This is a genomic window from Galbitalea sp. SE-J8 (assembly GCF_030345695.1).
GTDB lineage: Bacteria > Actinomycetota > Actinomycetes > Actinomycetales > Microbacteriaceae > JAUASV01.
Genome location: NZ_JAUASV010000004.1, coordinates 145,441 through 169,811 on the forward strand (window position 1 = coordinate 145,441; position 24,371 = coordinate 169,811).

23 protein-coding genes and 1 tRNA gene are annotated in these 24,371 nt (G+C 72.0%); 8 read left to right on the top strand and 16 right to left on the bottom strand.

The annotated features are described in order from the left end of the window. Window positions 1–46 precede the first annotated feature (46 nt). Window positions 47–433: a M23 family metallopeptidase gene (locus tag QT381_RS04620; protein WP_289247560.1), complete on the bottom strand. Its 387-nt coding sequence runs from the start codon at window positions 431–433 to the stop codon at window positions 47–49. 632 nt (window positions 434–1,065) lie between these two features. Between QT381_RS04620 and QT381_RS04625 the strand changes: the two genes are divergently transcribed. Beyond that, window positions 1,066–1,434 (top strand): VOC family protein, encoded by a 369-nt coding sequence (locus QT381_RS04625; protein WP_289247561.1) that lies wholly within the window; start codon window positions 1,066–1,068, stop codon window positions 1,432–1,434. A gap of 220 nt (window positions 1,435–1,654) precedes the next feature. Here the strand turns inward: QT381_RS04625 and QT381_RS04630 are convergent, their stop codons facing one another. Genes QT381_RS04630 through QT381_RS04650 form a run of 5 tightly spaced genes read right to left on the bottom strand, consistent with a single transcriptional unit; the run spans window position 1,655 to window position 5,786 of the window. Then, window positions 1,655–2,521 carry a prenyltransferase gene (locus QT381_RS04630; RefSeq protein ID WP_289247562.1) on the bottom strand — a complete coding sequence of 289 codons (867 nt, stop codon included), beginning with the start codon at window positions 2,519–2,521 and terminating at the stop codon, window positions 1,655–1,657. Continuing rightward, window positions 2,518–2,826: a lycopene cyclase domain-containing protein gene (locus QT381_RS04635; protein WP_289247563.1), complete on the bottom strand. Its 309-nt coding sequence runs from the start codon at window positions 2,824–2,826 to the stop codon at window positions 2,518–2,520. The genes QT381_RS04630 and QT381_RS04635 overlap by 4 nt, the downstream gene beginning before the upstream one ends. Further along, the gene (locus QT381_RS04640; protein ID WP_289247564.1) at window positions 2,823–3,215 is read right to left on the bottom strand and encodes a lycopene cyclase domain-containing protein; all 393 of its coding nucleotides are present in this window, start codon (window positions 3,213–3,215) and stop codon (window positions 2,823–2,825) included. Before QT381_RS04640 ends, QT381_RS04635 begins: the two co-directional genes overlap by 4 nt. A 1-nt stretch (window position 3,216) precedes the next feature. Next, window positions 3,217–4,911, bottom strand: coding sequence for a phytoene desaturase family protein (crtI, locus tag QT381_RS04645; RefSeq protein WP_289247565.1), 1,695 nt, complete (start codon window positions 4,909–4,911; stop codon window positions 3,217–3,219). Next, a complete protein-coding gene (locus QT381_RS04650) occupies window positions 4,908–5,786 on the bottom strand; it encodes a phytoene/squalene synthase family protein (RefSeq protein ID WP_289247566.1) in 879 nt (292 codons plus the stop codon). The genes crtI and QT381_RS04650 overlap by 4 nt, the downstream gene beginning before the upstream one ends. A gap of 259 nt (window positions 5,787–6,045) precedes the next feature. On the opposite strand from QT381_RS04650, the gene idi reads away from it, so the two are divergent. Then, entirely contained in the window at window positions 6,046–6,588 is a 543-nt protein-coding gene (idi, locus tag QT381_RS04655) for an isopentenyl-diphosphate Delta-isomerase (RefSeq protein WP_289247567.1), read from the top strand. Between the two features lie 114 nt (window positions 6,589–6,702). Beyond that, on the top strand, window positions 6,703–7,386 hold the full coding sequence (gene deoC, locus QT381_RS04660) for a deoxyribose-phosphate aldolase (protein WP_289247568.1): 684 nt from the start codon (window positions 6,703–6,705) through the stop codon (window positions 7,384–7,386). 94 nt (window positions 7,387–7,480) lie between these two features. Here deoC and dcd read toward each other — a convergent pair whose 3' ends face one another. After that, window positions 7,481–8,086 (bottom strand): dCTP deaminase, encoded by a 606-nt coding sequence (gene dcd, locus QT381_RS04665; protein ID WP_289247569.1) that lies wholly within the window; start codon window positions 8,084–8,086, stop codon window positions 7,481–7,483. 320 nt (window positions 8,087–8,406) lie between these two features. Beyond that, a tRNA-Gly gene (locus tag QT381_RS04670) sits at window positions 8,407–8,477 on the bottom strand. A gap of 59 nt (window positions 8,478–8,536) precedes the next feature. On the opposite strand from QT381_RS04670, the gene QT381_RS04675 reads away from it, so the two are divergent. The 4 genes from QT381_RS04675 to QT381_RS04690 are packed head-to-tail and all read left to right on the top strand — an operon-like array spanning window position 8,537 to window position 10,911. Further along, window positions 8,537–9,175: a TMEM175 family protein gene (locus QT381_RS04675; RefSeq protein ID WP_289247570.1), complete on the top strand. Its 639-nt coding sequence runs from the start codon at window positions 8,537–8,539 to the stop codon at window positions 9,173–9,175. Window positions 9,176–9,232: 57 nt separating this feature from the next. Beyond that, complete coding sequence (locus QT381_RS04680; RefSeq protein ID WP_289247571.1) at window positions 9,233–9,874, top strand: dienelactone hydrolase family protein; 642 nt, start codon at window positions 9,233–9,235, stop codon at window positions 9,872–9,874. Between the two features lie 37 nt (window positions 9,875–9,911). Next, the gene (locus QT381_RS04685; protein ID WP_289247572.1) at window positions 9,912–10,214 is read left to right on the top strand and encodes a DUF2470 domain-containing protein; all 303 of its coding nucleotides are present in this window, start codon (window positions 9,912–9,914) and stop codon (window positions 10,212–10,214) included. A gap of 37 nt (window positions 10,215–10,251) precedes the next feature. Beyond that, on the top strand, window positions 10,252–10,911 hold the full coding sequence (locus QT381_RS04690) for a biliverdin-producing heme oxygenase (protein WP_289247573.1): 660 nt from the start codon (window positions 10,252–10,254) through the stop codon (window positions 10,909–10,911). Window positions 10,912–10,965: 54 nt separating this feature from the next. On the opposite strand, the gene QT381_RS04695 is transcribed toward QT381_RS04690, so the two are convergent. The 6 genes from QT381_RS04695 to rpmB all read right to left on the bottom strand — a co-directional run bounded on the left by QT381_RS04695 (window position 10,966) and on the right by rpmB (window position 16,337). Further along, entirely contained in the window at window positions 10,966–12,246 is a 1,281-nt protein-coding gene (locus QT381_RS04695) for an ATP-dependent DNA helicase (protein ID WP_289247574.1), read from the bottom strand. A gap of 67 nt (window positions 12,247–12,313) precedes the next feature. After that, complete coding sequence (locus QT381_RS04700; RefSeq protein ID WP_289247575.1) at window positions 12,314–14,392, bottom strand: bifunctional copper resistance protein CopD/cytochrome c oxidase assembly protein; 2,079 nt, start codon at window positions 14,390–14,392, stop codon at window positions 12,314–12,316. Between the two features lie 873 nt (window positions 14,393–15,265). Continuing rightward, on the bottom strand, window positions 15,266–15,553 hold the full coding sequence (locus QT381_RS04705) for an HU family DNA-binding protein (protein ID WP_289247576.1): 288 nt from the start codon (window positions 15,551–15,553) through the stop codon (window positions 15,266–15,268). 69 nt (window positions 15,554–15,622) lie between these two features. Next, on the bottom strand, window positions 15,623–15,928 hold the full coding sequence (rpsN, locus tag QT381_RS04710) for a 30S ribosomal protein S14 (protein WP_289247577.1): 306 nt from the start codon (window positions 15,926–15,928) through the stop codon (window positions 15,623–15,625). A 5-nt stretch (window positions 15,929–15,933) separates the two neighbouring features. Beyond that, on the bottom strand, window positions 15,934–16,101 hold the full coding sequence (gene rpmG / locus QT381_RS04715) for a 50S ribosomal protein L33 (protein ID WP_289247578.1): 168 nt from the start codon (window positions 16,099–16,101) through the stop codon (window positions 15,934–15,936). After that, on the bottom strand, window positions 16,101–16,337 hold the full coding sequence (rpmB, locus tag QT381_RS04720) for a 50S ribosomal protein L28 (protein ID WP_289247579.1): 237 nt from the start codon (window positions 16,335–16,337) through the stop codon (window positions 16,101–16,103). The genes rpmG and rpmB overlap by 1 nt, the downstream gene beginning before the upstream one ends. 312 nt (window positions 16,338–16,649) lie before the next feature. On the opposite strand from rpmB, the gene QT381_RS04725 reads away from it, so the two are divergent. Beyond that, entirely contained in the window at window positions 16,650–20,087 is a 3,438-nt protein-coding gene (locus QT381_RS04725; protein WP_289247580.1) for a glycosyltransferase family protein, read from the top strand. Between the two features lie 581 nt (window positions 20,088–20,668). Here QT381_RS04725 and QT381_RS04730 read toward each other — a convergent pair. Both QT381_RS04730 and QT381_RS04735 read right to left on the bottom strand, forming a co-directional pair. Further along, complete coding sequence (locus QT381_RS04730; RefSeq protein ID WP_289247581.1) at window positions 20,669–21,847, bottom strand: glycosyltransferase family 2 protein; 1,179 nt, start codon at window positions 21,845–21,847, stop codon at window positions 20,669–20,671. Window positions 21,848–21,912: 65 nt separating this feature from the next. Then, window positions 21,913–24,324, bottom strand: coding sequence for a CDP-glycerol glycerophosphotransferase family protein (locus QT381_RS04735; protein WP_289247582.1), 2,412 nt, complete (start codon window positions 24,322–24,324; stop codon window positions 21,913–21,915). Window positions 24,325–24,371: the final 47 nt, after the last annotated feature.

Genomic DNA, 24,371 nt, shown 5'->3' on the forward strand with positions numbered 1-24,371 from the left:
CGCGATGGCACCCGCAAATTTCATCCGCGCATTGAACACTAGCGCCTCATTCGTATATAGGGTCAACGTGCAGATCGGCGCCCGCATAGGGATCGTGGCGATTATGGCTGGCTTGCCAGTCAATGCCATTGTTCGCTAGAAGAACCTTGGTGTCGAAGAACGTTGTGTTTGCATCAGACCATCCATACCAGTGTGCGGCCATAGAAAAGTGAAGGTGCGCCCCGTCTGCATAGTCGCCGGTGCTTCCGGTATACCCGATCGACGCACACTTTGCGACGGGCTGACCATTGGTCCACCATTGGCTGTAGAGATGAGCATACAGAGAGTAGAGGGTGGCCGTAGTCGCTGTCACACGAAGATAGTTGCCGTAATGGAGGTCATTCATCGCCGCGCCAGAGGCCGTGCCTCCATTCACAGCGAATACGAGAACCATCGATTCAGTGACGTGAGACCCTGTTCTGGATCTTCGGCCTCATCCTGTGCTGCTTCGTCGGACCAGCCCAGGCCGCAGCACGCTCGCTGCTCGCGCGAGCCACCCCGGCGGGCCGAGAGGGTCGAGCGAGCCGGGTGCGGCAGGCCGCGACGGGGGGCGGCCCGCGCCGATGGCCTGTTTCCGGGCCGCTCCCCCGCCGCTTCCCCTCCCCGGACAACGGAAATGCAGGAGCCCCCGCGAGTTCGCGCCGGTGCTCCCGCGTCACTGTGGGCGACAACGCGCGCATCCCGGCGCGCGCTCCTGCATTTCCGTGATTAGCCAGCGGGCATCCCCTGATCGCCTGAGGCATCTCCGTGGTCGCCGGCGGGCGCTGGCCGCGTGTCGGGGCCGGGCCGGGCGGGCGGGGTGCGGCCGATCCCCCGCCGCTTCCCCTCCCCGGACAACGGAAATGCAGGAGCCCCCGCGAGTTCGCGCCGCTGCTCCCGCGTCACTGTGGGCGACAACGCGCGCATCCCGGCGCGCGCTCCTGCATTTCCGTGATTAGCCAGCGGGCATCCCCTGATTGCCAACGGGCATCCCTGATCGCAGGCGGGCGCTGGCCGCGTGTCGGGGGCGGGGCGTAGCGTGCGGACATGATCGGCACATACGAGATGCTCATCGTCGACTGTCCCGACCCGAAGGCGCTCGCCCGGTTCTACTCCGAGCTGCTCGGCGCCGAGATCGTCGGGTGGGACGACGACTGGACCGAGATCGCCCGCGAGGGCGACGCCCATCCGCTCATGGCCTTCCAGCAGGTCGACCAGGAGTACTCCCCGCCGCAGTGGCCCGGCCAGGACAAACCGCAGCAGATCCACATCGACGTGCGCGTCGACGACTTCGACAGCGCCGAGCGGGCCGTACTCGAGCTCGGCGCGACCGACACGGGCGTCAAGGAGCGGGGCTTCCGGGTCTACCTCGACCCGGCGGGGCATCCGTTCTGCCTCATCCGGCCGAGCGATTAACGCGACCGCGGCGGCGTCACGTCCACGTGAACCCGATGCGTCATCCCGTGAGCACGGCCCGCGGCACCGCCACCCCGTCCCCGCGAGCACGCCCGGCCCCGCCACCCCGTCCCCGCGAGCACGCCCGGCCCCGCCACCCCGTCCCCGCAAGCGCGGCCGCGCTGTCACGTTCGCGCGAGCGCGGCTGCGCTGTCACGTTCGCGCAAGCGCGGCCGCGCTGTCACGTTCGCGCAAGCGCGAACCAGATGAGCAGCAGGGTCACGACGAAGCCCGTGGCGAAGTTGAGCCAGAGGAAGCGCCTCCAGCCGCGGTTCGCGTGCGCGCTGCCGACATCCGTGATGTTCCAGTAGACACCGCAGCTCACCGCGTACGGCAGCGCGAGAACGGATGCCAACGGTCCCGGCCACGAGGTCGCCAGCAGGAGCACGCCCGCGATCCAGTACGCGACGGCCGCCAGCCGCACCGTCGCGCGCGCGCCGAGCACGGTCGCGATCGACGCGATGCCGGCGTCGCGGTCGGGCAGCACGTCCTGCACGGCGCCGAACGCGTGGCTCGCGATCCCCCAGAGGAAGAACGCCGCGAGCAGCAGCCAGAGCTGCGGCGTGAATGCCGCCCCGGCGAGCACGAGCCCGTAGACCGCCGGCGACACGAAGTGCGTCGACGACGTGAGCGAGTCGAGGAACGGCCGCTCCTTGAAGCGCAGGCCCGGCGCCGAATAGGCGCCGACCGCGAACGCGCTCACCGCGAGCACGATCCAGGAGAGCGGATGCCGCACCCCGAGCACGACGAGCGCCACGAGGAACGGCGCATTGGTCACGATCGCGGCGACGAGGGTGACGCCGTGCATCCGCGGGTCGAGCAGGGCGCCCTCGACCCCGCCCTTGCGCGGGTTGCGCAGGTCGGACTCGTAGTCGAACACGTCGTTGATGCCGTACATCGCGAGGTTGTACGGCACGAGGAAGTACACCGTGCCGACGATCCACGCCGCGTCGATCGACCCGTTCGCGAGCAGGTACGCCGCCGCGAACGGGAACGCCGTGTTCACCCAGCTCAGCGGTCGGGACGAGACGAGCAGCCGCCGGATCATCCCTGGGACCCCCGCCGCGGCGAGAGCAGCGCCCACAGCGAGGGCAGCAGCACGGCCGCCGCGACCGCGTACGCGAAATCCTCGAGCGGAGCCGCGCCGACGAAGACCCCGCTGATGCGCGCGGGGTCGTAGGCGACGAGGCCGACGCCGATCATCACGTTGTCGAACACGACCGTCAGCAGCAGCAGGACGGCGAGACCCGCGGCGAGCGCCAGGGGACGCGGGGGCCGGCGCACGGCGAGCGCCACGAGTGCGACGACGACGACCGCGGCGAGGAAGACGGCGTCGAGAGCCCAGTACGTCATCCGTGCTCCCCGGTGTCGCGGGTCGTGGTTTCGAGACGCGGCCTCGCTGCGCTCGTGCGCTCCTCAACCAGCGGGATGACGCGCGCGAGCGCGCCGTAGGCGTTCATCGCCAGGTAGCAGAGCAGTGTGAGGAAGAGCACCTCCTCGAGCGGCAGCTCGGGCGCGAGCTGCACGCCGGTCATGAAGGCCGTCTCGCCGCGGAAGAAGATGCCGAGACGGATGCCGGCGACATCCCAGCCGAGGAAGAACACGACGCCGACGACGAGCACGATTCCGGCCCGGCGCGCCGAGTGCGGCGCCGGATGCCAGAAAAACAGCCGGAACCGGCGGTCGAGCACGACCATCCCGGCGAGCGCGATCGCGAGCGCGACCAGGTAGAGCGCGCCCACGTCAGCGCACCGCGTCCGTCGGGCCGAGCACGCCCGGCGGCGGGCCGAGCAGGCGCGGCAGCGATTCGAGCGGCTCGGTCGACGCGTCACCCGTGAGGCGCTTGACGAGCACCTCGGCGCTGATCAGGCACATCGGCAATCCGATGCCCGGGATCGTCGACCCGCCCACGTAGTACAGCCCCGCGACCCGCTTCGACGCATTGCGCGCGCGCCAGAACGCGCTCTGCCGCAGCGTGTGGGCTGGCCCGAGCGCCGTGCCACGCCAGGCGTTGAGCTCGCGCTCGAAGTCGCCCGGGCCCACGGTGCGCCGCACCCGGATGCGCGACGGGAGGTCCGGGATGCCGGCCCACGACGCGAGCTGATCGATCACCCGATCGGCGAGGGCTTCGATCTCCGCGTCGCCCCGCGCCCCTCCCTGCGGCACAGCCGTCACGCCGCCAGCGTCGCGCCGGAACCGGCCACCGGGGCCCACCTGCGGCACGGCCGCCACCTGCACGCGCGGCACAGGAACGCGCGGCACAGGCACGCGCGGCACCGGCGCGCGCGGCACCGGGGCGAGCGGCACGAGCACGAAGAGGTTCGTCGAGCCCTCGGGCGCGACATCCGGATCGATACCGCTCGGCTTGCACACGTAGAGCGACGCCGGCTCGGGCACCCGCGGATGTCGCCCGAAGATCGCGCCGAATCCGCGCTTCCAGTCGCGCGCGAACAGCAGCGTGTGGTGCTCGAGCTCGGGCACGTCGCCGTCGACGCCGAGGTAGAGCAGTAGCGCGGAGGGGCCGGGCGTGCGCCGAGCCCAGTACCGCTCGCCGTACGTCCGGGACTCGGGCGGCAGCAGCGCGGTCTCGGTGTGGTGCAGGTCGGCGGCGCTCACGACGACGTCCGCTGCGACGACCCCGGCATCCGTGCGCACGCCCGTCGCCCGTCCCGCATCGAGCACGATCTCGCGCACCGCGACGCCCGTGCGGATGTCGGCGCCGTTCGCCCGCGCGAGGTCGGCGATCGACTCGATCACCCGCGCGAACCCGCCCATCGGGTAGAGCACGCCGCCCTCGAGGTCGAGGTGGCTCATCAGGTGGTACATGCTCGGCGCCGCGAACGGCGACGTGCCGAGCAGCACGGCCGGGTACCCGAGGATCTGCCGCAGCCGCGGATCGCGCGCGACCCGGCGGGTGCGTCGCCAGAGCGGTGTGGTCAGGAGCGTCACGAGACGCGCGCCCCGCCGCACGACGTCGGGCGCGAACGACCGGCGGATGCGCGCGAACGTCGTGTACAGGAACCGCCGCTTCGCGAGCTCGTACGTCTCCGCCGCGCTGTCGAGGTACCGCCCGAGCCGCGCGCCGGCGCCCGGCTCGATCGCCTCGAACAGCGCGACGTTCTCCTCGCGCGACGCCGCGACGTCGACCGGCTCGCGCGACCCCTCGAAGAACACCCGGTAGCCCGGATCGAGGGTGACGAGACCGAGCTGCTCCTCGGCGCTCGTGCCGAGCAGCCGGTAGAAGTGGTCGAACACCTCGGGCATGAGGTACCAGCTGGGACCGGTGTCCCAGCGGTAGCCGGCATCCGTCCACGATCCCGCGCGACCGCCGACCTCGTCGCGCTGCTCGAGCACCGTGACCTCGTGTCCCTGCCGGCCGAGCAGCGCCGCGGACGCGAGCCCCGCGATGCCCGCGCCGATGATGACGATGCGGCTCACCGCGCACGCACCCAGGTCGTGGCGGCGATGCGGAGCTTCACCGGATGCGGCACCCGCACCCGCGAGCTGCGCACCGTGGCGGCGGGTGTCGCCCGCAGGCGGCGGCTGAGCTCGGCGAACAGCCCGTGCGCGAGGGCGACGGCCCGGCGGCATCCGCTCGGCAGCAGCGGGATGGCGGATGCCGCGACCGCGAGGTCCGCGTCGATGTCGTCGAGCAGGCGCAGCTTCGTGCCGTCGTCGAACGTGCCCGGGTCGACCCCTGGGAAGTAGCTGCGTCCGAGCCCGTCGAAGTCCGCGGCGAGGTCGCGCAGGAAGTTGACCTTCTGGAAAGCGGCGCCGAGGGCCCGCGCGCCCGGCGCGAGCGCGGCGTAGCGGGCATCGGCATCCGCTCCCGTCTCGGCGGATCCGGCGAGGAATGCGCGCACACACATCAGACCCACGACCTCGGCGCTGCCGTAGACGTAGCGCGCGAACCCGGCCTCGTCGTAGCGCTGCTCGGTGAGGTCGAGGCGCATCGACGCGAAGAACGGCGCGACCATGTCGCGGTCGATGCCGGTCTCGCGCGCCGTGCGGGCGAAGGCATGCACGACGAGGTTCGCGCTGAAGCCGTGCTCGATCGCGTGGTAGGTCTCGCGCTCGAGGGCGTTGAGCGCGCGGGCCCGCTCGAGCGGGTCGAGCCCGGCCTCGGCGGCCGGTCCGTCGACGATCTCGTCGGCGACGCGCACGAGGGCGTACACGTTCTCGATGTGCCGCCGCGAGCCCGGGTCGAGCATGCGGGCGGCGAGGCCGAACGACGTCGAGTAGCGACGGATGACTCCGCTCGCGGTCTGCTCCGCCACCTCGTCGTAGAGCGACAGCCGGGTCAGCGCGGTCACCGCGACCGCCCCTGGAGCACGCGCTGGCGTGCGGCGGGCACCGCCGCGCGTCCCGGCAGCGCGCGCGGGACGCGGCCGCGCGCACGCGCGGAGCACGCGCCGCGCCCGCCGCCCGCCCGGCGGCGCGTGGCTAGGCTGAGCACACGGCCGAGCACAGCGCCGACCCGCGCCGGCCGCTCGCGAGAGGACGTCGGCTCGCCCGAGCGCCGCGCGGTGGTCGTGCTCGTTCCGCCCGCCGCCTCCATCCCGTGAGAGTACCGTGACCGCATCTCAGCACCCGGAGCTCGTCGTGCTGCTCTCGGACGACGGTCAGCGCATCGGCACCGCGGACAAGGCGAGCGTCCACACCCGCGAGACTCCGCTGCACCTCGCGTTCTCGTGCCACGTGTTCGGCGCCGACGGGCGCGTGCTCGTCACCCGCCGCGCGCTCAGCAAGGCGACCTGGCCGGGCGTGTGGACGAACGCGTTCTGTGGCCACCCGACGCCCGCCGAGTCCCCCGTCGATGCGCTGTCGCGCCGCGCCGCCGACGAGCTCGGCATCCGCGTGACCGGGGTCGAGCTGATCCTGCCGGACTTCCGCTACCGGGCCGTCGACGCATCCGGCATCGTCGAGCACGAGATCTGCCCGGTCTACCGCGCGCTGACGACGGATGCCGTGGTGCCGAACCCGGCGGAGGTCGCGGAGTTCGCCTGGGTCGAGCCCGCGGCCCTCGCCGACGCGGTCGCCGCGGCCCCGTTCGCGTTCAGCCCCTGGTTCGGCTGGCAGCTCGAGCAGCTCGCGCGCCTCCGCCCCGACGGCTGAGCGGTCCGCGCCGCGCACCCGCGCCTCGCCCGCGCCCGTCGACCACCGGCTCACGTGCTCCAGGCGACGCCCCTCGAATCGGCGCCCGCCCCCGCACCGCGTTACCCTGCCGCCATGCCCTCCATCGCATCCGTCGTCGACCACACCCTGCTCAAGCCGGAGGCGACGCACGCCGACGTCGCCGCCCTCATCGCGGAGGCGGCCGAGGTCGGCGCCTACTCGGTGTGCGTCTCGCCCTCGATGCTGCCGCTCGCGGTGCCCCCGGGGCTCAAGGTCGCGGTGGTGTGCGGCTTTCCGTCGGGAAAGCACACCGCGCAGGTGAAGGCGTTCGAGGCAGCGGAGTCGATCGCGCTCGGCGCCGACGAGATCGACATGGTCATCGACATCGGGCTCGCCAAGGAGGGCCGTTTCGGCGAGGTGCAGTCCGAGGTGGCGGCCGTGCGCTCGGTCGTCCCGGCGCCGAAGGTGCTCAAGGTGATCATCGAGTCCGCCGCGCTGACGGATGCCGAGATCGTCGCGGTCAGCGAGGCTGCGGTCGCGGCGGGCGCCGACTTCGTGAAGACCTCGACGGGCTTCCACCCGGCCGGAGGAGCGTCGGTGGAGGCCGTGCGGCTCATGAAGCGGACGGTCGGCGACCGCGCGCAGGTGAAGGCGTCGGGCGGCATCCGCTCGCTCGCGGTCGCGCTCGCGATGATCGAGGCGGGCGCGAGCCGTCTCGGCGTCTCGGGGACCGCGGCGATCGTCGCCGAGGAGACCGGCGCGGCCGCCCCGCCCGCGGACGGCGCCCCGGGCTACTGACCTCCTCGGTGTGAGGACGATCTGCGCGCGTGAGGACGCCGCAGATCGACCTCACACGCACAGATCGTCCTCACACGCGACCGGGCACGAGCGGTCAGCCGCCGAGCGATCCCGCATCCGTCGCCGTGACATCCGTGCGGTGGAAGTTCTGGAACGAGCGGCTCGCCGTCGGCCCGCGCTGCCCGAGGTAGCGGTTGAGCCCGGGACCCGTGCCATACGGATGCTCGGCCGGCGACGACAGCTGGAAGAAGCACAGCTGCCCGATCTTCATGCCCGGCCACAGCTTGATCGGCAGGGTCGCGACATTGGCGAGCTCGAGCGTCACGTGCCCCGAGAACCCCGGATCGATGAAGCCCGCCGTCGAGTGCGTGATGAGGCCGAGCCGCCCGAGCGACGACTTGCCCTCCAGACGCGCCGCGATGTCGTCGGGCAGCGTCACCTGCTCGTACGTCGATCCGAGCACGAACTCCCCCGGGTGCAGGATGAACGGCCGCTCCGGATCGACCTCGATGAGCCGCGTGAGCTCGGGCTGATTCTCGGCCGGATCGATGAACGGGTACTTGTGGTTGTCGAACAACCGGAAGTACCGGTCGATGCGCACGTCCATGCTCGACGGCTGCACCATCGCGACGTCGAGCGGCGCGATCCCGATGCGCCCCGCCTCGATCTGGGCACGGATGTCGCGGTCGCTCAGCAGCATGCGCCCAGCATACGGAGCGCGTCGGCCGCGTTTCGCGGCGGGTTTCGACGCGGTCAGACCTGCGCCGCACCGCATCGCTGACCCGAGCGGAGTCACCGGGCGGCCGGCGCTCCCGCCCCGAACCGCAGCGGCGCGACCGGATCGTCGAGGTGGCGGCCACCGCGGTAGCGGGTCGCGATGTGATCCTCCGGCAGGCGGGGTCCGCGCCCGGACGCGCCGGCGGCTCTCGCGCAGTTCGCTGAATTCAGCGAGTAAATAGCGGGGAGAGGCTCCCGCGGGGCTCAGAGGGTGCGGGACGCGCCCGGAAAAGTGCTGGTCGGAGCGGATGACGGGAATCGAACCCGCGCTATCAGCTTGGGAAGCTGAAGTTCTGCCATTGAACTACATCCGCGAAGTGGTGCGGCGTCGAGCTTACCCGGTGCGGGCGAGGGCCTCGCTACCCTGACACGCATGCAGACGGAGCGCGGCCTCGATCGCCTGACGTACTTCACCGACGCGATCGCGGCGATCGCGATCACGCTGCTCATCCTGCCGGTCGTCGACCGGGTCGGCGAGGCGCAGGCCGAGGGCGCCGATGCGGCCGATTTCCTGCGTGAGAGCGTGCCGTCGCTGCTCGCGTTCGCCCTGAGCTTCGCGATCATCGCCCGGCTCTGGTTCGTGCACCACACCCTGTTCGAGCACGTGCGCGCATACACGCCCTCGTTGCGCTGGCTCAGTGTCGCGTGGGCGTTCACGATCGTGCTGCTGCCGCTGCCGAGCGCGATGATCGCGGGCTGGCCGGCCACATCCGTCGTCGTCGCGTTCTACATCGGCACGCTCACCGCGTCGAGCGCGGTGCTGCTCGCGATCGCCGCGATCGTGCGCCGCAGCACCATCGTTCAGGACCCCGGCAACCCGGTGCCGGCGAGCCGCGTGCGCACGAGCGCCGTGATCACGGCCGAGTTCGTCGTCGCGCTGCTGATCGGCACGCTCGTGCCGGACGTGAACTTCTTCGCGCTGTTCGTGCTGTTCGCGTCGCCGCTCGTGCGGTGGGCGCAGCGCGCGGCGCGTGCGGTGCGCGAAGCGCGCGCGGTGCGCGGGCGACGCTGAGACGGATGCCGCGGGGGCATCCGTCGACCGCACCGCGGGCGCGACTAAAGTCGTGCCATGCCGGAGCTCGTGCCCATCCCGTCACCGGGTGTCGCGCTCACCTACGGTGACGCGGGCGACGCGCTCGTCGTCGTGCTGCACGACGAGTACGGGCGCCTTCCCGGGCTCGAGCCGTTCGCCCAGGCGCTCGCCGCGCAGGGCTTCCGCGTCGCGGTGCCGGATCTGTACGAGGGCGTCGCGACCATCGATCCGCCGTCAGCGGCCGAGCTCTGCGGCCGGGTCGCGGACGACGACGTCATCGACACGATCGCGCGCATCGCCGACGCCGAGCGCGCGGCCGGCTCGGAGCGTGTCGGCCTGCTCGGCTTCGGCCCGGGCGGGCGGCTCGCGCTGCTCGCCGCGCAGACCGGGGCGGCGGATGCCGTGGTCGCCTACTACGCGTCCCTCGCCGACGAGGAGCACGGCCTCGTGCCCTGCCCGGTGCTGCTGCAGCTGCCCGAGACGCCGGACGATCCCGACGAGGTCGCGGCCTTCATCGAACGGCTCGGCGACCACGGCACCCCGGTGAGCTCGTTCCGCTACGCGGGCACGCGCGCCGGGTTCGCGAACGCCACGGCGAAGGAGAACTTCGACAAGAACGCCGCCGCGCTCGCGTTCGCCCGCTCGACGGCGTTCCTCGACGCGCACCTGGGCGACTGACCCGGCTCGCGCGGAGAGCGCCCGCTACCCTCGACGCGTGCCCCTCTCCTTCGCCCCCGAGATCGTCGGCGCCGTGCTCGCCCACATGAACGGCGACCACCCCGACGACAACCTGCTCATCGCGCGCGCGTTCGGCGATCCCGACGCCGAGACGGCGATGATGACGGACCTCAACGGCGACGAGGGGGTGTGGATCTTCACGGTCGGCGGCGATCAGCGCCTGCTCGAGGTGCCGTGGCCGAACGGTCCGATCAGCGAGCGCCCCGGCATCCGTCGTGAGGTCGTGGTGCTCTACGAGCGGGCCTGTGAGCGGCTCGGGGTGGCGCCGCGCCCGCACTGACCCCCTAAACTTAGGGTTACCTAACCAGGGAGCCCGCATGACCGTCATTCCGTTCTCACAGGCGCTGCGCGAGCGCACCCGCGGCGGCCACGCCGAGAGCGAGGGCGCGTCGTTCATGGATGACCTCATGACGGGCACGGGCTCGAAGAGCGACTACGTGTCCCTCGTGGTCCAGCACTACTTCATCTACGAGGCGCTCGAGGCCGCGAGCGCGCGGTTCGCCGTCGACCCGGTCGCGGCCGCGTTCATCGCGCCCGCCCTCATCCGTCTGCCCGCCCTCGAGGCGGACCTCGCCTTCCTGCTCGGCGACGGATGGCGCGACCGGATCGCGCCGCTGCCGACGACCGTGGCGTACGTGGCCCGCATCGACGAGGTCGCCGCCGAGGGCTGGGCCGGCGGCTTCGTCGCGCATCACTACACGCGCTACCTGGGCGACCTGTCGGGTGGGCAGATCATCCGCACGCTCATGCAGCGGCAGTTCGGCTTCGAGACGAACGGCGTGGGGTTCTACCTCTTCGATCAGATCGCGAAGCCGAGGGAGTTCAAGGATCGCTACCGCGAGCAGCTCGACACCGTCGCCTGGAGCGAGGCGGAGCGCGAGCGCGTGATCGACGAGGTCATGCTCGCCTACCGGTTCAACACGGAGCTGTTCAGCGACCTCGCCCACGCGAAGGATGCGGGCGCCGCGATCGCCTGACGCTCCGGCCGGGGGGTCCGTCCCCGTTCCCGTCCCGAATCCAGGTCGAGGGGACTACGCCCGGGCGCCGGGGATGGGGGCCACGCGGGACATGAAGCGCACGACCTCCGGGTCGACGATGATGTCGCTCGGGCGCAGCGGGCGCGTGAGGTACAGCCCGTCGAGCGACGTGAGCCGGGAGAGCGCGACGTAGGTCTGGCCCGGAGCGAACGAGCGCTGGCCGAGGTCCACGACGGCGCGGTCGTAGGTCTTGCCCTGCGACTTGTGGATGGTGACCGCCCAGGCGAGCCGCAGCGGGAACTGCGTGAACTCGGCCACGACATCCTTCGACAGCCGCTTCGACACGGAGTCGTACGAATAGCGGTATTTCTCCCACGTCGCGGGCGTCACCTCGTGCCGCTCGCCGTCGACCTCGACGCCCACGGTCGCGTCGATCGTGCGGATGGTGCCGATCGATCCGTTCACCCAGCGCTGATCGGGGTCGTTGCGCAGGAACATCACCTGCGCCCCGACCTTGAGCTCGAGCGCCTCGTCGGCCGGGTACGACCGGCCGCCGAAGTCGCCCTCGATCTCGGCGCGCGCGGTGAGCGAGCGTCCCGGCAGCCGGCCGAGGGCGGTCGCGTTGATCCGGTTCACCGTGGCGTTCGTCGTCGCGAGCGTGATGACGCTGCCGTCGGGCACCGCCCGGGCACCTGCGCCGTTGAGCGCCCCGGCGATCTCGGCCGTCACCATGCCGTGCCGCACGGCGTTCAGCATCCAGCGGAACTCGGGCTCGTTCTGCCGGTGCACGGTCGTGAGCTCGAAGATCGTGAGGTCGGTGTCGTCCCAGACGCGGGCGTCGAAGAACCAGATCGACCGGTAGCGGTCCGCGAAGTACGCCCGCTCCTCGCCGTCGCCGGGCACCGGCGCGAGCTGGTACGGGTCGCCGAACAGCACCACCTGCACGCCGCCGAACGGCAGCCGCGAGCCGCGGGCCTGCTGCAGCGAGCGGTCGATCGCGTCGAGCAGGTCGGCGTTGACCATCGAGATCTCGTCGATCACGAGCGTCTCGATCGTCGACAGCAGCCTGCGCGTCTGGGCGGTCTGCGGGATCTGCTGATCGGCGATCACCCCGATCGGCAGCCGGAACAGCGAGTGGATCGTCTGCCCGCCCACGTTGAGCGCCGCGACGCCCGTCGGCGCGGCGATCACGAGCTGCTTCGAGGTGTTCGCCGCGAGGTGGTTCAGCAGCGTGGACTTGCCCGTGCCCGCCCGGCCGGTGACGAAGATGTTGTCCATCGTCGTCTCGATGCGCTCGTAGACCGCCCGCTGCTCGGGCGACAGCTCTGCCGGCATCCGTCACCCTCCCCTGATCGTCGGACGCAGCACGATACCGTCGGACGGGGCACGACAACGGATGCCGCTACCGCGTGCCGCCGTCCACACGCGCGTCGTGCTCGGCCGCGCGCGCGAGCATCGCGTTGTACGCGTTGAGGTCGGCGTCGCCGTCGCGATCCGCCTTGCGGTCGATCCGCTTCTGCTCGCGTCCGTCGGCGAGGTACCACTGCACGGCGACGATCATCGCGACGATGACCGTCGGCACCTCGCCGATGCCCCACGCGATGCCGCCGCCGGTCTGCTGGTCGTCGATCGCGTTCGTGCCCCAGCCCATAGCGCCGTACCAGTCGGCGAGCAGCAGGCTCGTGCCGCTGAGCAGCGACAGCCCGAAGAAGGCGTGGAACGCCATCGTGCCGAGCAGCACGATGAGCTTCATCGGGTACGTCGCCTTCCTCGGCGAGGGGTCGACGCCCACGAGCGCGAACACGAACAGGTACCCCGTGAGCAGGAAGTGGATGGTCATCCACTCGTGCCCGACGTGGTCGAGCGTCGCCCAGCGGAACAGCGGCGAGTAGTAGAACACCCAGAGGCTGCCGGCGAACAGCACGGCCGCGACGATCGGGTTCGAGAGGATGCCGAAGAAGCGCGAGTGCACGAGCACGAGGATCCACTCGCGGCCGCCGCGGGATCCGTCGTCGCGCCGGTGGATCGCGCGCAGGGCGAGCGTGATCGGGGCCGCGGGCACGAGCAGCACCGGCACCGCCATCGTGAGCGCCATGTGCGCGCTCATGTGGGCGCTGAACAGGAATCGCTCGTAGACGTTGACGCCGCCGTTGGTCACGTAGAACAGCGCCGCGAGGCCGAGCAGCCAGAGCACGGTGCGGTGGATCGGCCAGCGGTCGCCGCGGCGACGCAGACGGATGACGCCCGCGAGATAGAAGGCCGCCGCGAGCACGCAGACCACGAGCCACAGCGAGTCGACGTTCCACAGCTCGACCAGCCGCGCCGGCGTGACGGGCGGCGGCAGCGGGCTGCCCGTGAGGATCTCGGCCGGGCTCGCTCCGTTGTCGGCCGACGCGGGCTGCTCGTCGACCGGCGTCGCCGTGCGCGCGAGCGCGGCCGCGACGCCCGACGCGATGCCCATGAAGGCGAGCTCGCCGACGACGAGCGTCCAGAACCAGGGCTTCTCGCGGCGGCCGGGGCGCAGCATCCGCCCGATGAGGAAGCGCCGCTGCACGATGCCGAACAGCCCAAGCGCGAGCAGCGCCGCGACCTTGACGAGCACGAGCACGCCGTACGGCGTCGCGAGCGCGGACAGCGTGCCGACCCGGATCGCGGCGCTGATGTAGCCCGAGATCGCGACGACCACGAAGCAGACGAGCGCGATCGACGAGTACCGCGGCAGCAGGGTCGCGACGCGACCGACTCCGAAGCGCACGGATGCCACGGCGAGCGTCGCGAGTCCCCCGACCCAGATCGCGGCGGCCGCGATGTGCAGGTAGATCGCGCTCGTCGCCGAGTCGTGGTCGGCGGTGCCGCCCGCGTGACCGCCGAGCGCGAGCGGGATGAGGCCGAGCACCGCGCCGATCGCGATGAGCGCGATCGCGGTGTGGTTGCGCACCGCGAAGCACAGCACGGTGAGCACGGCGCCGATGACCGTGGTCGCGAACAGCTGCTGGCCGAGCTGGTACTGCGTGAGGAACGTGCCGAGCACCTGGCCGAAACGGTCGTCGATCGACACCGTCTCCTCGGTCGTGTAGAGGAACGAGAGGAACGCGGTGAGCGCGCCCGCGACCGTCCAGATCGCGGCGGATGCGGCGGCGACGTCGAGTGCGGCGCCGTACTCGTCGGTGCGGGCCCGACCCGCGCGGGCCCGGTCGGCGCTGGCCCGGTCGGCGCTGCCCCGGTCGGCGCGGGTCCGGTCGGCGCTGCGCGCACGCTTCGGCGCGACGACGAACGTCGCGACGACGAGCGCGCCGATCGTTCCGGCCGCGCCGAGGTCGAGCAGCAGGTTGGCGAGCGGGAGCCCCCAGCGCACCACGGGACCGGCGCTCGAGAGCAGGCTCGGGTTCGCCCCGCCGCCGAAGGCGAGGGCCACGATCGCGGCGAGCGCCGCGACGAGCACGAGCACCGCCGGAGCCGCGATGCGCACTGCCCGATTCACCGGTACAGCCTAGTTCGCCGCCCCTGAGCGGATGCCCGCACCCCTCCGCTGCACCCTCCCGCCGGTCGAGGAGCCCGCGAGCGCACCGCCCGCTGGTCGAGGAGCCCGCGCCCGCACCGCCCGCTGGTCGAGGAGCGCCCGAGCGAAGCGAGGACGCGTCTCGAGACCAACCTTCGGCACAGGAGCAGTGGTGGTCTCGAGACGCGAGCGACTCCGCCGCGCGCTCCTCGACCAACGAACAGGCCCCCACCCGCCGGTCGAGGAGCCCCCGAGCGAAGCGAGGACGCGTCTCGAGACCACACCCCCCACCGGCACGGATACGTCATGGTCTCGAGACGCGAGCGACTCCGTCGCGCGCTCCTCGACCAACGAACAGGCCCCCACCCGCTGGTCGAGGAGCGCCCGAGCGAAGCGAGGACGCGTCTCGAGACCAACCTTCGGCACAGGAGCAGTGGTGGTCTCGAGACGCGAGCGACTCCGTCGCGCGCTCCTCGACCAACGAACAGGCCCCCACCGCCGGTCGAGGAGCCCCCGAGCGAAGCGAGCCGGCGTCTCGAGACCAACCTTCGGCACAGGAGCAGTGGTGGTCTCGAGACGCGAGCGACTCCGCCGCGCGCCCCTCGACCAACGAACAGGCCCCCACCCGCCGGTCGAGGAGCGCCCGAGCGAAGCGAGGACGCGTCTCGAGACCAACCTTCGGCACAGGAGCAGTGGTGGTCTCGAGACGCGAGCGACTCCGTCGCGCGCTCCTCGACCAACGAAGGGGGTCCGTCGCGCGCTCCTCGACCAACGGCGAAGGCGGGGGCGGAACGACGAAGGGCGCCGCATCCGTTGGGATGCGGCGCCCTTCCGTATCGCGCGGGGCGATGGGACTTACTTGGCGGCGGCCTTCAGCTTCGAGCCGGCGCTGACCTTGACACCGTTCGACGCGGCGATCTGGATCGCCTCGCCGGTCTGCGGGTTGCGGCCCGTGCGAGCGGCACGCGAGGTGCGCTCGAACGAGATCCAGCCCGGGATCGAGACCTTCACGTCGTCGGCGACGCTCTTCGAGACGACGGCGAAGAGCGCGTCGACGATGCCGTTGACATCCGCCTGGCTCTTGCCCGACTCCGCCGCGACCGCGGCGACGAGCTCGGAACGGTTGAGGGACTTGTCAGCCATGTGTGTCCTCCTCGGACGGTTGGGGGGTGACGCGCCCCGGGCCGTGAGGCCCGGAATGCCGGGGAAAACCTACCAGCTTGACTTCGTGATGCCGGGAAGCTCGCCACGGTGGGCCATGCCGCGGAAGCGGACACGGGAGATGCCGTAGCTCGAGAGGAAGCCGCGGGGGCGGCCGTCGATCGAGTCGCGGCCGCGCACGCGCACGGGCGACGCGTCGCGGGGGAGCTTCTGCAGGCCCAGGCGCGCGGCCTCGCGGGACTCGTCGGTGCCGTTCGGGTCGATGAGCGCCTTCTTCAGCTCCAGACGCTTCGCGGCGTAGCGCGCGACGATCTGAACGCGCTGGTCGTTCTTGGCGATCTTGCTCTTCTTGGCCATGAGACTTAGCGCTCCTCTCGGAATTCGACGTGCTTGCGCACGATGGGGTCGTACTTCTTGAGCACGAGACGGTCGGGGTTGTTGCGACGGTTCTTCTTCGTCACGTACGTGTAGCCCGTGCCGGCCGTCGAGCGGAGCTTGATGATCGGACGGATGTCCTGCTGCTTGGCCATTAGAGCTTGACCCCCTTGGCGAGCAGGTCCTTCACGACCGCCTCGATGCCCCGCGCGTCGATGACCTTGATGCCCTTGGCGGACAGCGTGAGGGTCACGTTCTTACGGAGCGACGGCACGAAGTACGTCTTCTTCTGGATGTTCGGGTCGAAGCGGCGCTTCGTCCGACGGTGCGAGTGCGAGATGTTGTGTCCGAAACCGGGAACGGCTCCGGTCACCTGGCAGACTGCTGCCACGGTTTCCTCCTGAGATGGCTACCGTGAGCCGCCCGGAGGCGGCTCACCCAAGGTCACTTGTCGGCGCACCCGCACCGGCTCACGCGAGTCCGGGCGCACATGGCAGCGGGGATCCGCCAGCCAAACGTCGAGTCTAGGCCGAACGGATGCGGTGCGGCAAGCTTCGGCTCGGCGGAACCACGGGCGCGATGCCTGATAATGGCATCGACCCCCGCCCTCTCCCGGACGACGGAGCCGATCCTCGTGTCCTTTCGCACGCGCCTGACCGCGCTGGCCTCCCGCGCGGTCCGCGCGGCGTACCGTCGCGCTCCGGTGGGCGGGCTCCCGGTCGGGCGCGCGCTGAAGACCGGCCTGTTCGACCTCGGATTCTACGTCGCCCAGACGGACATCGAGTTCGCCTCGGCGCGATTCGCCGCCCGGCACTACCTGCGCCGCGGGGCCGCGGCCGGACTGCTGCCACACCCGGTCATCGACCCCGACCTCGCCCACGACGAGGCGCGCGCGCTGCGGCTGGCCCGCGCGATGGCCAGCGGCCGCGTCGAGTCGCACCGGTTCGCGACCCGGTTCGCCTGGACCGCGTACGCGGCCATCGAGCCCACCGCGACGCGGCACCCGGGCGGGGTGGTCGGTCACTTCGCGACGCGCTCGATGAGCACGGGATCGCGCGTCGTCGCGCTCGACGGGACGACGGCGGAGTGGGAGCCGTCGACGCCGCGGCAGCTCCGCCGACGCCGACGCTGGGTGGCAGTCATCACGGCATCCGGGCTGTTCGACGCGCGGTACTACAGCGCTCAGCTCGGCGTCGAGTTCCTCTCCGGGCGCGCCGCGGTCTGGCACTACGTCACCCTCGGCGAGGCCGCCGGCTTCAGCCCGAGCCCACTGTTCGAGCCCCAGTGGTACAACCGGCGCCGCGGATCGCGCCGCGGCTCCGCGTTCGCCGACTACCTGACGCGCGGCCGCGAGCTCAGTCCGCACCCGCACTTCGACACCGAGCGGTATCTCGCCGCTCACCCGGCCGCGACGGCGCACGCGCGCGGCCCGCTCGGCCACTTCCTCGACGCGACCACGAGCACGACCACGACCGTGCCGTTCGACGACGCGACACCGCGCCGCAGCTGGTTCGTGCTGCGCAGCCAGCTGTTCGAGACCGCGCACCGGTTCGCGGCGAACACGGCCGCCCAGCGCTGGGCGGCACGCCGGCCGTGGGCGCCCGCCGCCGCGCGCGCCGAGAGCCGCCGCATCCGTCGTCTTCCCGCCCCGGGGCCGGACGCCACGGTCGCGGTGCTCGTGGATCTCGCCCTGGCCGGGGACGACCTCGCCGACACCCTCGCGACCGTGCGGGCGCAGACGCACCCCGCCGCGCAGCTCATCGCCGTCGGCACGCGCGCCGAGGCGAAGGCCGCGCGGCTCGGGCCGGACGCGCAGCACGTCGACGTCGACGAGTCGGCGAACCACGCCGAGCGCCTCGCCGCCGCCCTCGCCGAGGTCACCGCCGCGCACGTCTTCCCGTGGCACCCCGGCAGCCGCCTGCACCCCCGCTTCTTCGCCGACGCGCTCGCCGTGCTCGCCGACCGCGACGCCGAGCTCGTGTCGTGCGCCCTGGGCACCGGCCGCGCGCTCGACGCGACGGCGTGGGGCGCGCCGTTCGACGCCGAGGGGCTGATCTGGGGCGACAGCACCGCGATCACGACCACGGCCGTGCTCAGCACGCGTCTCGCCCGCGCGGTCGGCGGCTACCGCACCGATCTGCCCGAGACCGCCGAGTGGGACCTGCTGCTGCGCGCGGCCCCCGCCACGGTGCCCGCATTCGCCGCGGTGCGTCACGTCACGTGGCCCGACGCCGCACCGCCCGAGGAGCGCGGCGAGGTGCACGTCGCCCGGTCGCGGGCGATCACGGACTGGGCGGACGCCGCATCCGTCCCGCGTGTCGCAGACCGCGTCTCGCTGCTCGTGCCGGTCTACGAGAACTGGGAGCTCACCATCGACATGGTGCGCGCCACGCTCGACTCGGTCGACGGGCCCGACGTCGAGATCGTGCTGATCGACAACGGCTCCCGGCGCGCGATCGGCGCCCTCGTCGTCGCGGTGTGCGGGTACGACCCGCGCGTCCACTATCGACGGATGCCGCGGAACACCAACTTCGCGACCGGCTCGAACCTCGCCCTCCTCGCGAGCACGGGTGCCACCGTGATCTTCGCGAACAACGACACCGAGCCGGGCGGCGACTGGCTGGCTCCCCTCGTCGCGGCGCTCGAGGACCCGGCCGTGCGTGGCGCACAGCCGCTGCTGCGCTACCCGAACGGCACCGTGCAGGCAGCCGGCACGATGCTCATGCGTGCGACGCTGCCGTGGCACTTCCTGCAGGGCCACCCGGTCGAGGACGTGCTCACCGCCGACGTCCGCACGTTCGACGCGATCACCGCGGCGTTCTTCGCGGCCCGCGCCGACGAGATCATCGCCGTCGAGGGCTTCGACGCGCGCTACGAGAACGGCATGGAGGACATCGACCTGTGCCTGCGCCTCACCGAGCGCTTCGGCGGCGACTTCCGCGTCGCGCTGGAGGCCGAGGTGCTGCACAAGGAGAGCCAGACGGAGGGCCGGTTCGAGCGCACGCCCTACAACCGCGTGCTGTTCCTGGAGCGCTGGGGCGAGCGGATGCCGGCCCGGCCCGATCGCGCCGCGTACCAGGCGGCGGGCCTGCGCTACGTCTCGTACCGCACTGTCCGCGCTCACCGCTCCCGCCTCGCGCGCACCGGGATCGTGCAGCTCGAACGTCCCCCGCGTACCGTCGTCGACGGACCCGCGGCCGGCCTGCCCGCACTGCGCTGGGCGATCAAGATCGCCGCGCACGGCGATGCGCGCGGCGACGTCTGGGGCGACACGTTCTTCGCCGCCGACCTCGCGCGCGCGCTGCGCGACCTCGGGCAGGAGGTGGTCGTGGACCGCCGGCTGGCCCACGTGCGACCGGAGTCGGACTACCTCGACGACGTCGTGCTCGCCCTGCGCGGACTCGAACAGGTGCCCGTGCAGCCGGGCGCGACGAACCTGCTGTGGGTGATCAGCCATCCGGAGCTCGTGACCGAGCGCGAGCTGCACTCCGGCTTCGACGTCGCCTACGCGGCGAGCGCCGGGTGGGCGAGCGCCGCATCCGAGTGGAGCGGGCGCGCGGTGCGCCCGCTGTTGCAGGCGACCGACCCGCAGCGGTTCCACCCCGGCGCGGTCGACGACGAGCTCGCCGCCGACACGCTCTTCGTCGGACGCACGCGCAAGGTCTTCCGGCCGATCGTGCGCGATGCGATCGCCGCCGGCGCCGACCTCGCGATCTTCGGCGACGGCTGGGACGCGTACCTCGACGAGCCCGGCCGCTTCGTGCGCGCCGACCACCTCGACAACGCCGAGCTCCCGCGTGCCTACCGCAGCGCGCGCATCGTGCTCAACGACCACTGGACCGAGATGGCCGAGCTCGGCTTCGTGTCGAACCGGCTGTTCGACGCGGCCGCCTCGGGGTCCCTCGTGGTGAGCGACGCCGTCGCCGGGCTCGACGAGCTCTTCGGCCCGCTCGTGCGCGTCTACGACGGCGTCGACAGCCTCGCGACCCTGCTCGCGACGGATGCGCCGGGCTGGCCGAGCGCGGACGAGCGCCGCGCGATCGCCGAACGCGTCGCCCGCGAGCACTCGTTCGCGGCGCGCGCCCGCACACTCCTCGCGGACGTGCTCGACGTCCGCGGCATCGAGCACGACCTCCGCTGACCCGCGCCCACCCCGCCGGTCGAGGAGCGCACCACCCCGCCGGTCGAGGAGCACACCACCCCCGCCGGTCGAGGAGCACACCACCCCGCCGGTCGAGGAGCGCGCGACGAAGTCGCCCGCGTCTCGAGACCACCCGCCGACCCACCACAAACGAACGGTCTCGAGACGCGACCTCGCTACGCTCGGGCGCTCCTCGACCACCGGGGGGGCACGGCCGCGCCGCGCGCGGGCGTGCCTCGACCACCCGCAACACCAGCGCACCAGTCCCGCGACACACCCTCGCCCCGCCCCACGCCCACCCCGCCGGTCGAGGAGCACACCACCCCCGCTGGTCGAGGAGCGCGCGACGAAGTCGCCCGCGTCTCGAGACCACCACAGCCGAGCCGTCCGCAAACGAATGGTCTCGAGACGCGACCTCGCTACGCTCGGGCGCTCCTCGACCACCGGGGCCGGGGGGCACGACCCCGCCGCGCTCGGGCGCTCCTCGACCACCGGGGCCGGGGGGCACGGCCCCGCCTCGCTCGGGCGCTCCTCGACCACCGGGACGCTGACGCGCCGGTCTCGAGGAGCGTCAGCGCGGACTACGAGCGCGCGAGCCTCGACCGCAGGGCCCGCGCGACGCGGGTCGACCAGCTCGGCCGGGTGTCCCCGCGCTCGACGTCGCGCGCGGCCGCGAGCTGGCGCTTGAGCCGGTCGCGCGCCCGCGTCGCCTCGGCGAGGCGCACCTCCGCCTTGCGGGCGCGCTCCTTGAGAGCACGGTTCTCGAGCACGTACTCGCCGAGGGCCGCGGCACGCTCGAGCTCGAACGGGAGCAGCAGCTCGGCGAGCTCGGCGCCCCGGTCGTGGTCCTCGGCCGTGGCGAGGCGACCGTCCGCGCTCTCGAGCACGGCCGCGAGCAGCTCCGGTCGGCGCGCCTCGAGGGACTCGAGCGAGCGCACGAGCGAGTCGTCGAAGACGAAACCCTCCCCGGCATCCGCTCCGGGGGCCGTCACGCGCGGGTGCCGGTAGACGTAGAAGTCCCAGAGCAGGCCGGCACGCAGCCGGCGGTAGTCGCGCATGCCGTGGTGATTCGGGCTCGGGCGCAGCGTCGGATTGGCCTCGTAGGCGACGCCCGTCACCTCGACCTTGTGCGCGTACTGCTCGTAGGAGCGCCACGGATAGTGCAGCACCTCGAGGGCGAGCCCCGGCTCCGGCTCGCCCGTGCTCTCGAGGTTGACGGAGTGGTTGCCCTGTCGCACCGAGACGTCGGCGAATCCGACGTGGATGGCGTCCGCCGTCGGCTGCGCGTGCAGCCCCGCGGTGCGCATGAGCGTCTCGTCCGCGCGCTCGTCGCGGTACACGAGGCGCCGCAGGCCGGCTCCGCGCTCGGCGGCCTCGCCCGTCATGTTGATCACGGGCACGTTCCAGGTCTGCAGCCCGGTGGGGATGCGCTCGAGCGCGTCCCGCAGCGTCAGCGAGCGGTCGACCGGCAGCCAGAACTCGTCCGCATCCGCGTTGAGCACCCAGTCCGCGCGGTGCACGGTCGAGGCGCGTCGTGCCATCTGCGTGACGACGGACCCCTGCTGCTTGCGCTGCACCGGGTCGTCGTGCAGTTCGACGACACCGAGCTCCGCGTACGCGGCGAGCACCTCACGGGTGCCGTCGACCGAGCCGTTGTCGGTCGCGATGACGAGATCGACGCCCTGCGCGAGGTGATGCTCGACCATGGCGGCGACGATGTCGACCTCGTCGCGCACCATCAGCGTCATCACGAGCTTCACGCCCCCGATTGTAGGGGTGGGGACGCGACGGCGGGGCGAACGCTCCAGGGGTGCGGAACGGCCGCCTACTCCTCCGCGGCGTCGGGTGTCGGCAGGTACTGGTCGCGCTGGATCGGACTCGCGCGGAACAGCTCGCGCGGCACGTCGTCGCGCTCCCACAGCGGCAGGTGGATCCAGAGGTCGTCGCCGACGACCTCCATCGGGAAGTCCGCCGGCTCGCGCCCGCCGCGCTCGGTGAACTCGACCGCATCCGCCCGTCGGTCCTCCTCGATGAGGAAGAACAGGATGCGGTGCTGCGCCGAGATCTCCTCCCAGACCCCACGCTCGCGGGCCATCGCCGCGAACTCGCGGATGCCCGAGCGCAGCTGCGCCCAGTACGCGTCGTCCGCGTCGACGAGACGACCGGTCGTGGTGCCGAAGTCGAAGCGCAGCAGCTGCAGCAGACGGGTGTCGGCGACGGCGTCGCCCGCACGCTCCCGGAGGATGCGCACGGCCTCGCGCGCGGTCGAGAACCGGTCGCGCAGATTCGCGACCGTGCCGAGCTGCTGCGTCATCGAGGAGCGGTCCTCGCGCAGGCGCCAGCCGACGACCGGCCGCTGCAGCATGTCGATGTGGCGCGCGGAGCCGTACGCCTTCGCGCTCACCACCTGGTCCTGGTAGAAGCCCGGCTCGGGAAAGGTCTTCACGTAGTCGTCCCAGAACGAGCGGACGTACATCTTCGACCACTGCACCGCGTTGACGAGCACCCGCGGGTAGCCGCGCACGGTGAAGTGCTCGCGATCCTTGTTGTGGGCGTTCGTGATCCACACGCGCGGCGGCTCGAGCTCGCCGTCGCGGATGCGCTCGTACGAGCCGACGACGAAGTCGCTGCCCGAGCGCTTCAGCGACGCCACCATCTCGGCGTACGCACCCGGCAGCAGCACGTCGTCGCTGTCGAGGAAGGTCAGGTACTGCCCCTTGGCGCGGTGGAGGCCGTAGTTGCGCGCGCGATTCACGCCGCCGTTGGGGCGGCGGTACACGCGCAGGCGACGGTCCTCCTTCGCGAGGCGCTTCAGGATGGCGGGCGTGCCATCCGTCGACGAGTCGTCGACGACGATCACCTCGAGCCGCCGGTGGCTCTGGTCGAGCACGCTCCGAACGGCCTCCTCGATGTACGACTCGACGTTGTACGCGGGGACGATCGTGCTCACGAGGCCGGGCTGCCGCTCGCGGCGGATCGCGCGGCCGAGTCGCGCGAGCGCGCGCTGCACCGTGCTCGGGCGGGGGATCGGCGCGCCCGGCTGGCCGGGCAGCGCCGACGGCGGCCACACGGGCGTCGGGCGAGCGGATGCCGGCTCGTCCGCCCGGGCCACGATGAGCCGCTCGACGAAGCGCTCGCTCGACCTGCCGTCGCACGCGGCCATGAAGTCGGCCACGAACCGGTCGAGTGCGGCCGTGTCGAGCTCCGGGCGGGCGAGGGCCTCGATGAGCTCGGCGGTCGTGCGCGTCACCGGACCGGCGAGGTAGCGCTCGAACGGGTAGTAGAAGTCGCGCGCGCCCTGGTAGTCCTCGAGGTCGGGCACGTGGAACACAATCGGCCGACGCAGCAGCGCGTACTCGAAGATGACCGACGAGTAGTCGGTGACGAGCGCGTCGGCGGCGAACAGCAGCTCGTTGATCTCGCGCTCCGCGGAGACGTCGACGAACTGCGGCCGGTCGGAGTAGATGTCGGGCGCCTCCCGCACGAACGGGTGCATCTTCACGAGCAACACCGTGTGGTCGCCGAAGGCCGCGGCGAGCGCGTCCCAGTCGATGATCGCGGGGTCGAAGTACGCGACCCGCTGGCCGTTGCCGCGGAACGTGGGCGCGTACAGCACGACGCGCTGCTCGTCACGGATGCCGTACTGGGCCCGCACGCGGGCGCGTGCGGCGGCGGCGTGGTCGGGGTCGAAGAACACGTCCGTGCGCGGCACGCCGAGCGCGTGCACGCCCTCGATCGGCATCCAGAACGCCTCGGCGTAGTCGCGACGGATCCGCTCGGAGCTGACGATGGCATCCGTGTACCCGCGGTGCGTGATCGAGTCCTCGGCGGGGCCGCCCGGCAGGCCGCGGCGGCTGTAGCCGACGCGCTTGAACGCGCCCGCGGCGTGCCAGGCCTGGATGAGGTGCGCGCCCTCGCGCATCGTGAGGCGGTAGACGTACGGGATGAAGTCGTCGACGACGATGAACTTCGACGTCGCGATGAGGTACGGCAGCCGGATGGCGTCGCGCCAGTGGCGCTGCGCGGAGAGGTTGGCGCGCAGCACCGTGCGCACCGTGAACTCCGGATGCGTCGCGGTGAGCTCGCGCACGATGAACTCGAGGTTGCCCGAGAGCACCGCGCGCGAGTCGGAGAGCACGAGCACCTGGCGACGCTTGAGCGGCAGCAGTTTCGCGAGCGAGAAGATGAGCCACGCGCGGCCGTAGCGGCCCGGGCGGAAGAGCGGCAGTGCACGCACGCGTGTGAGAATGGACAACGAATTCCACCTGCTCGAGTCGGTCGGTG

Bases quoted from the DNA above. Each gene is read 5' to 3' on its own strand.
- QT381_RS04705 (WP_289247576.1), bottom strand. From the start codon at position 15,553: ATGGCTGACAAGTCCCTCAACCGTTCCGAGCTCGTCGCCGCGGTCGCG.
- QT381_RS04625 (WP_289247561.1), top strand. From the start codon at position 1,066: ATGATCGGCACATACGAGATGCTCATCGTCGACTGTCCCGACCCGAAG.
- dcd (WP_289247569.1), bottom strand. From the start codon at position 8,086: ATGCTGCTGAGCGACCGCGACATCCGTGCCCAGATCGAGGCGGGGCGC.
- QT381_RS04695 (WP_289247574.1), bottom strand. From the start codon at position 12,246: ATGCCGGCAGAGCTGTCGCCCGAGCAGCGGGCGGTCTACGAGCGCATC.
- QT381_RS04635 (WP_289247563.1), bottom strand. From the start codon at position 2,826: ATGACGTACTGGGCTCTCGACGCCGTCTTCCTCGCCGCGGTCGTCGTC.
- QT381_RS04680 (WP_289247571.1), top strand. From the start codon at position 9,233: ATGCCGGAGCTCGTGCCCATCCCGTCACCGGGTGTCGCGCTCACCTAC.
- QT381_RS04675 (WP_289247570.1), top strand. From the start codon at position 8,537: ATGCAGACGGAGCGCGGCCTCGATCGCCTGACGTACTTCACCGACGCG.
- QT381_RS04620 (WP_289247560.1), bottom strand. From the start codon at position 433: ATGGTTCTCGTATTCGCTGTGAATGGAGGCACGGCCTCTGGCGCGGCG.
- deoC (WP_289247568.1), top strand. From the start codon at position 6,703: ATGCCCTCCATCGCATCCGTCGTCGACCACACCCTGCTCAAGCCGGAG.
- QT381_RS04690 (WP_289247573.1), top strand. From the start codon at position 10,252: ATGACCGTCATTCCGTTCTCACAGGCGCTGCGCGAGCGCACCCGCGGC.
- rpsN (WP_289247577.1), bottom strand. From the start codon at position 15,928: ATGGCCAAGAAGAGCAAGATCGCCAAGAACGACCAGCGCGTTCAGATC.
- QT381_RS04630 (WP_289247562.1), bottom strand. From the start codon at position 2,521: ATGATCCGGCGGCTGCTCGTCTCGTCCCGACCGCTGAGCTGGGTGAAC.
- rpmG (WP_289247578.1), bottom strand. From the start codon at position 16,101: ATGGCCAAGCAGCAGGACATCCGTCCGATCATCAAGCTCCGCTCGACG.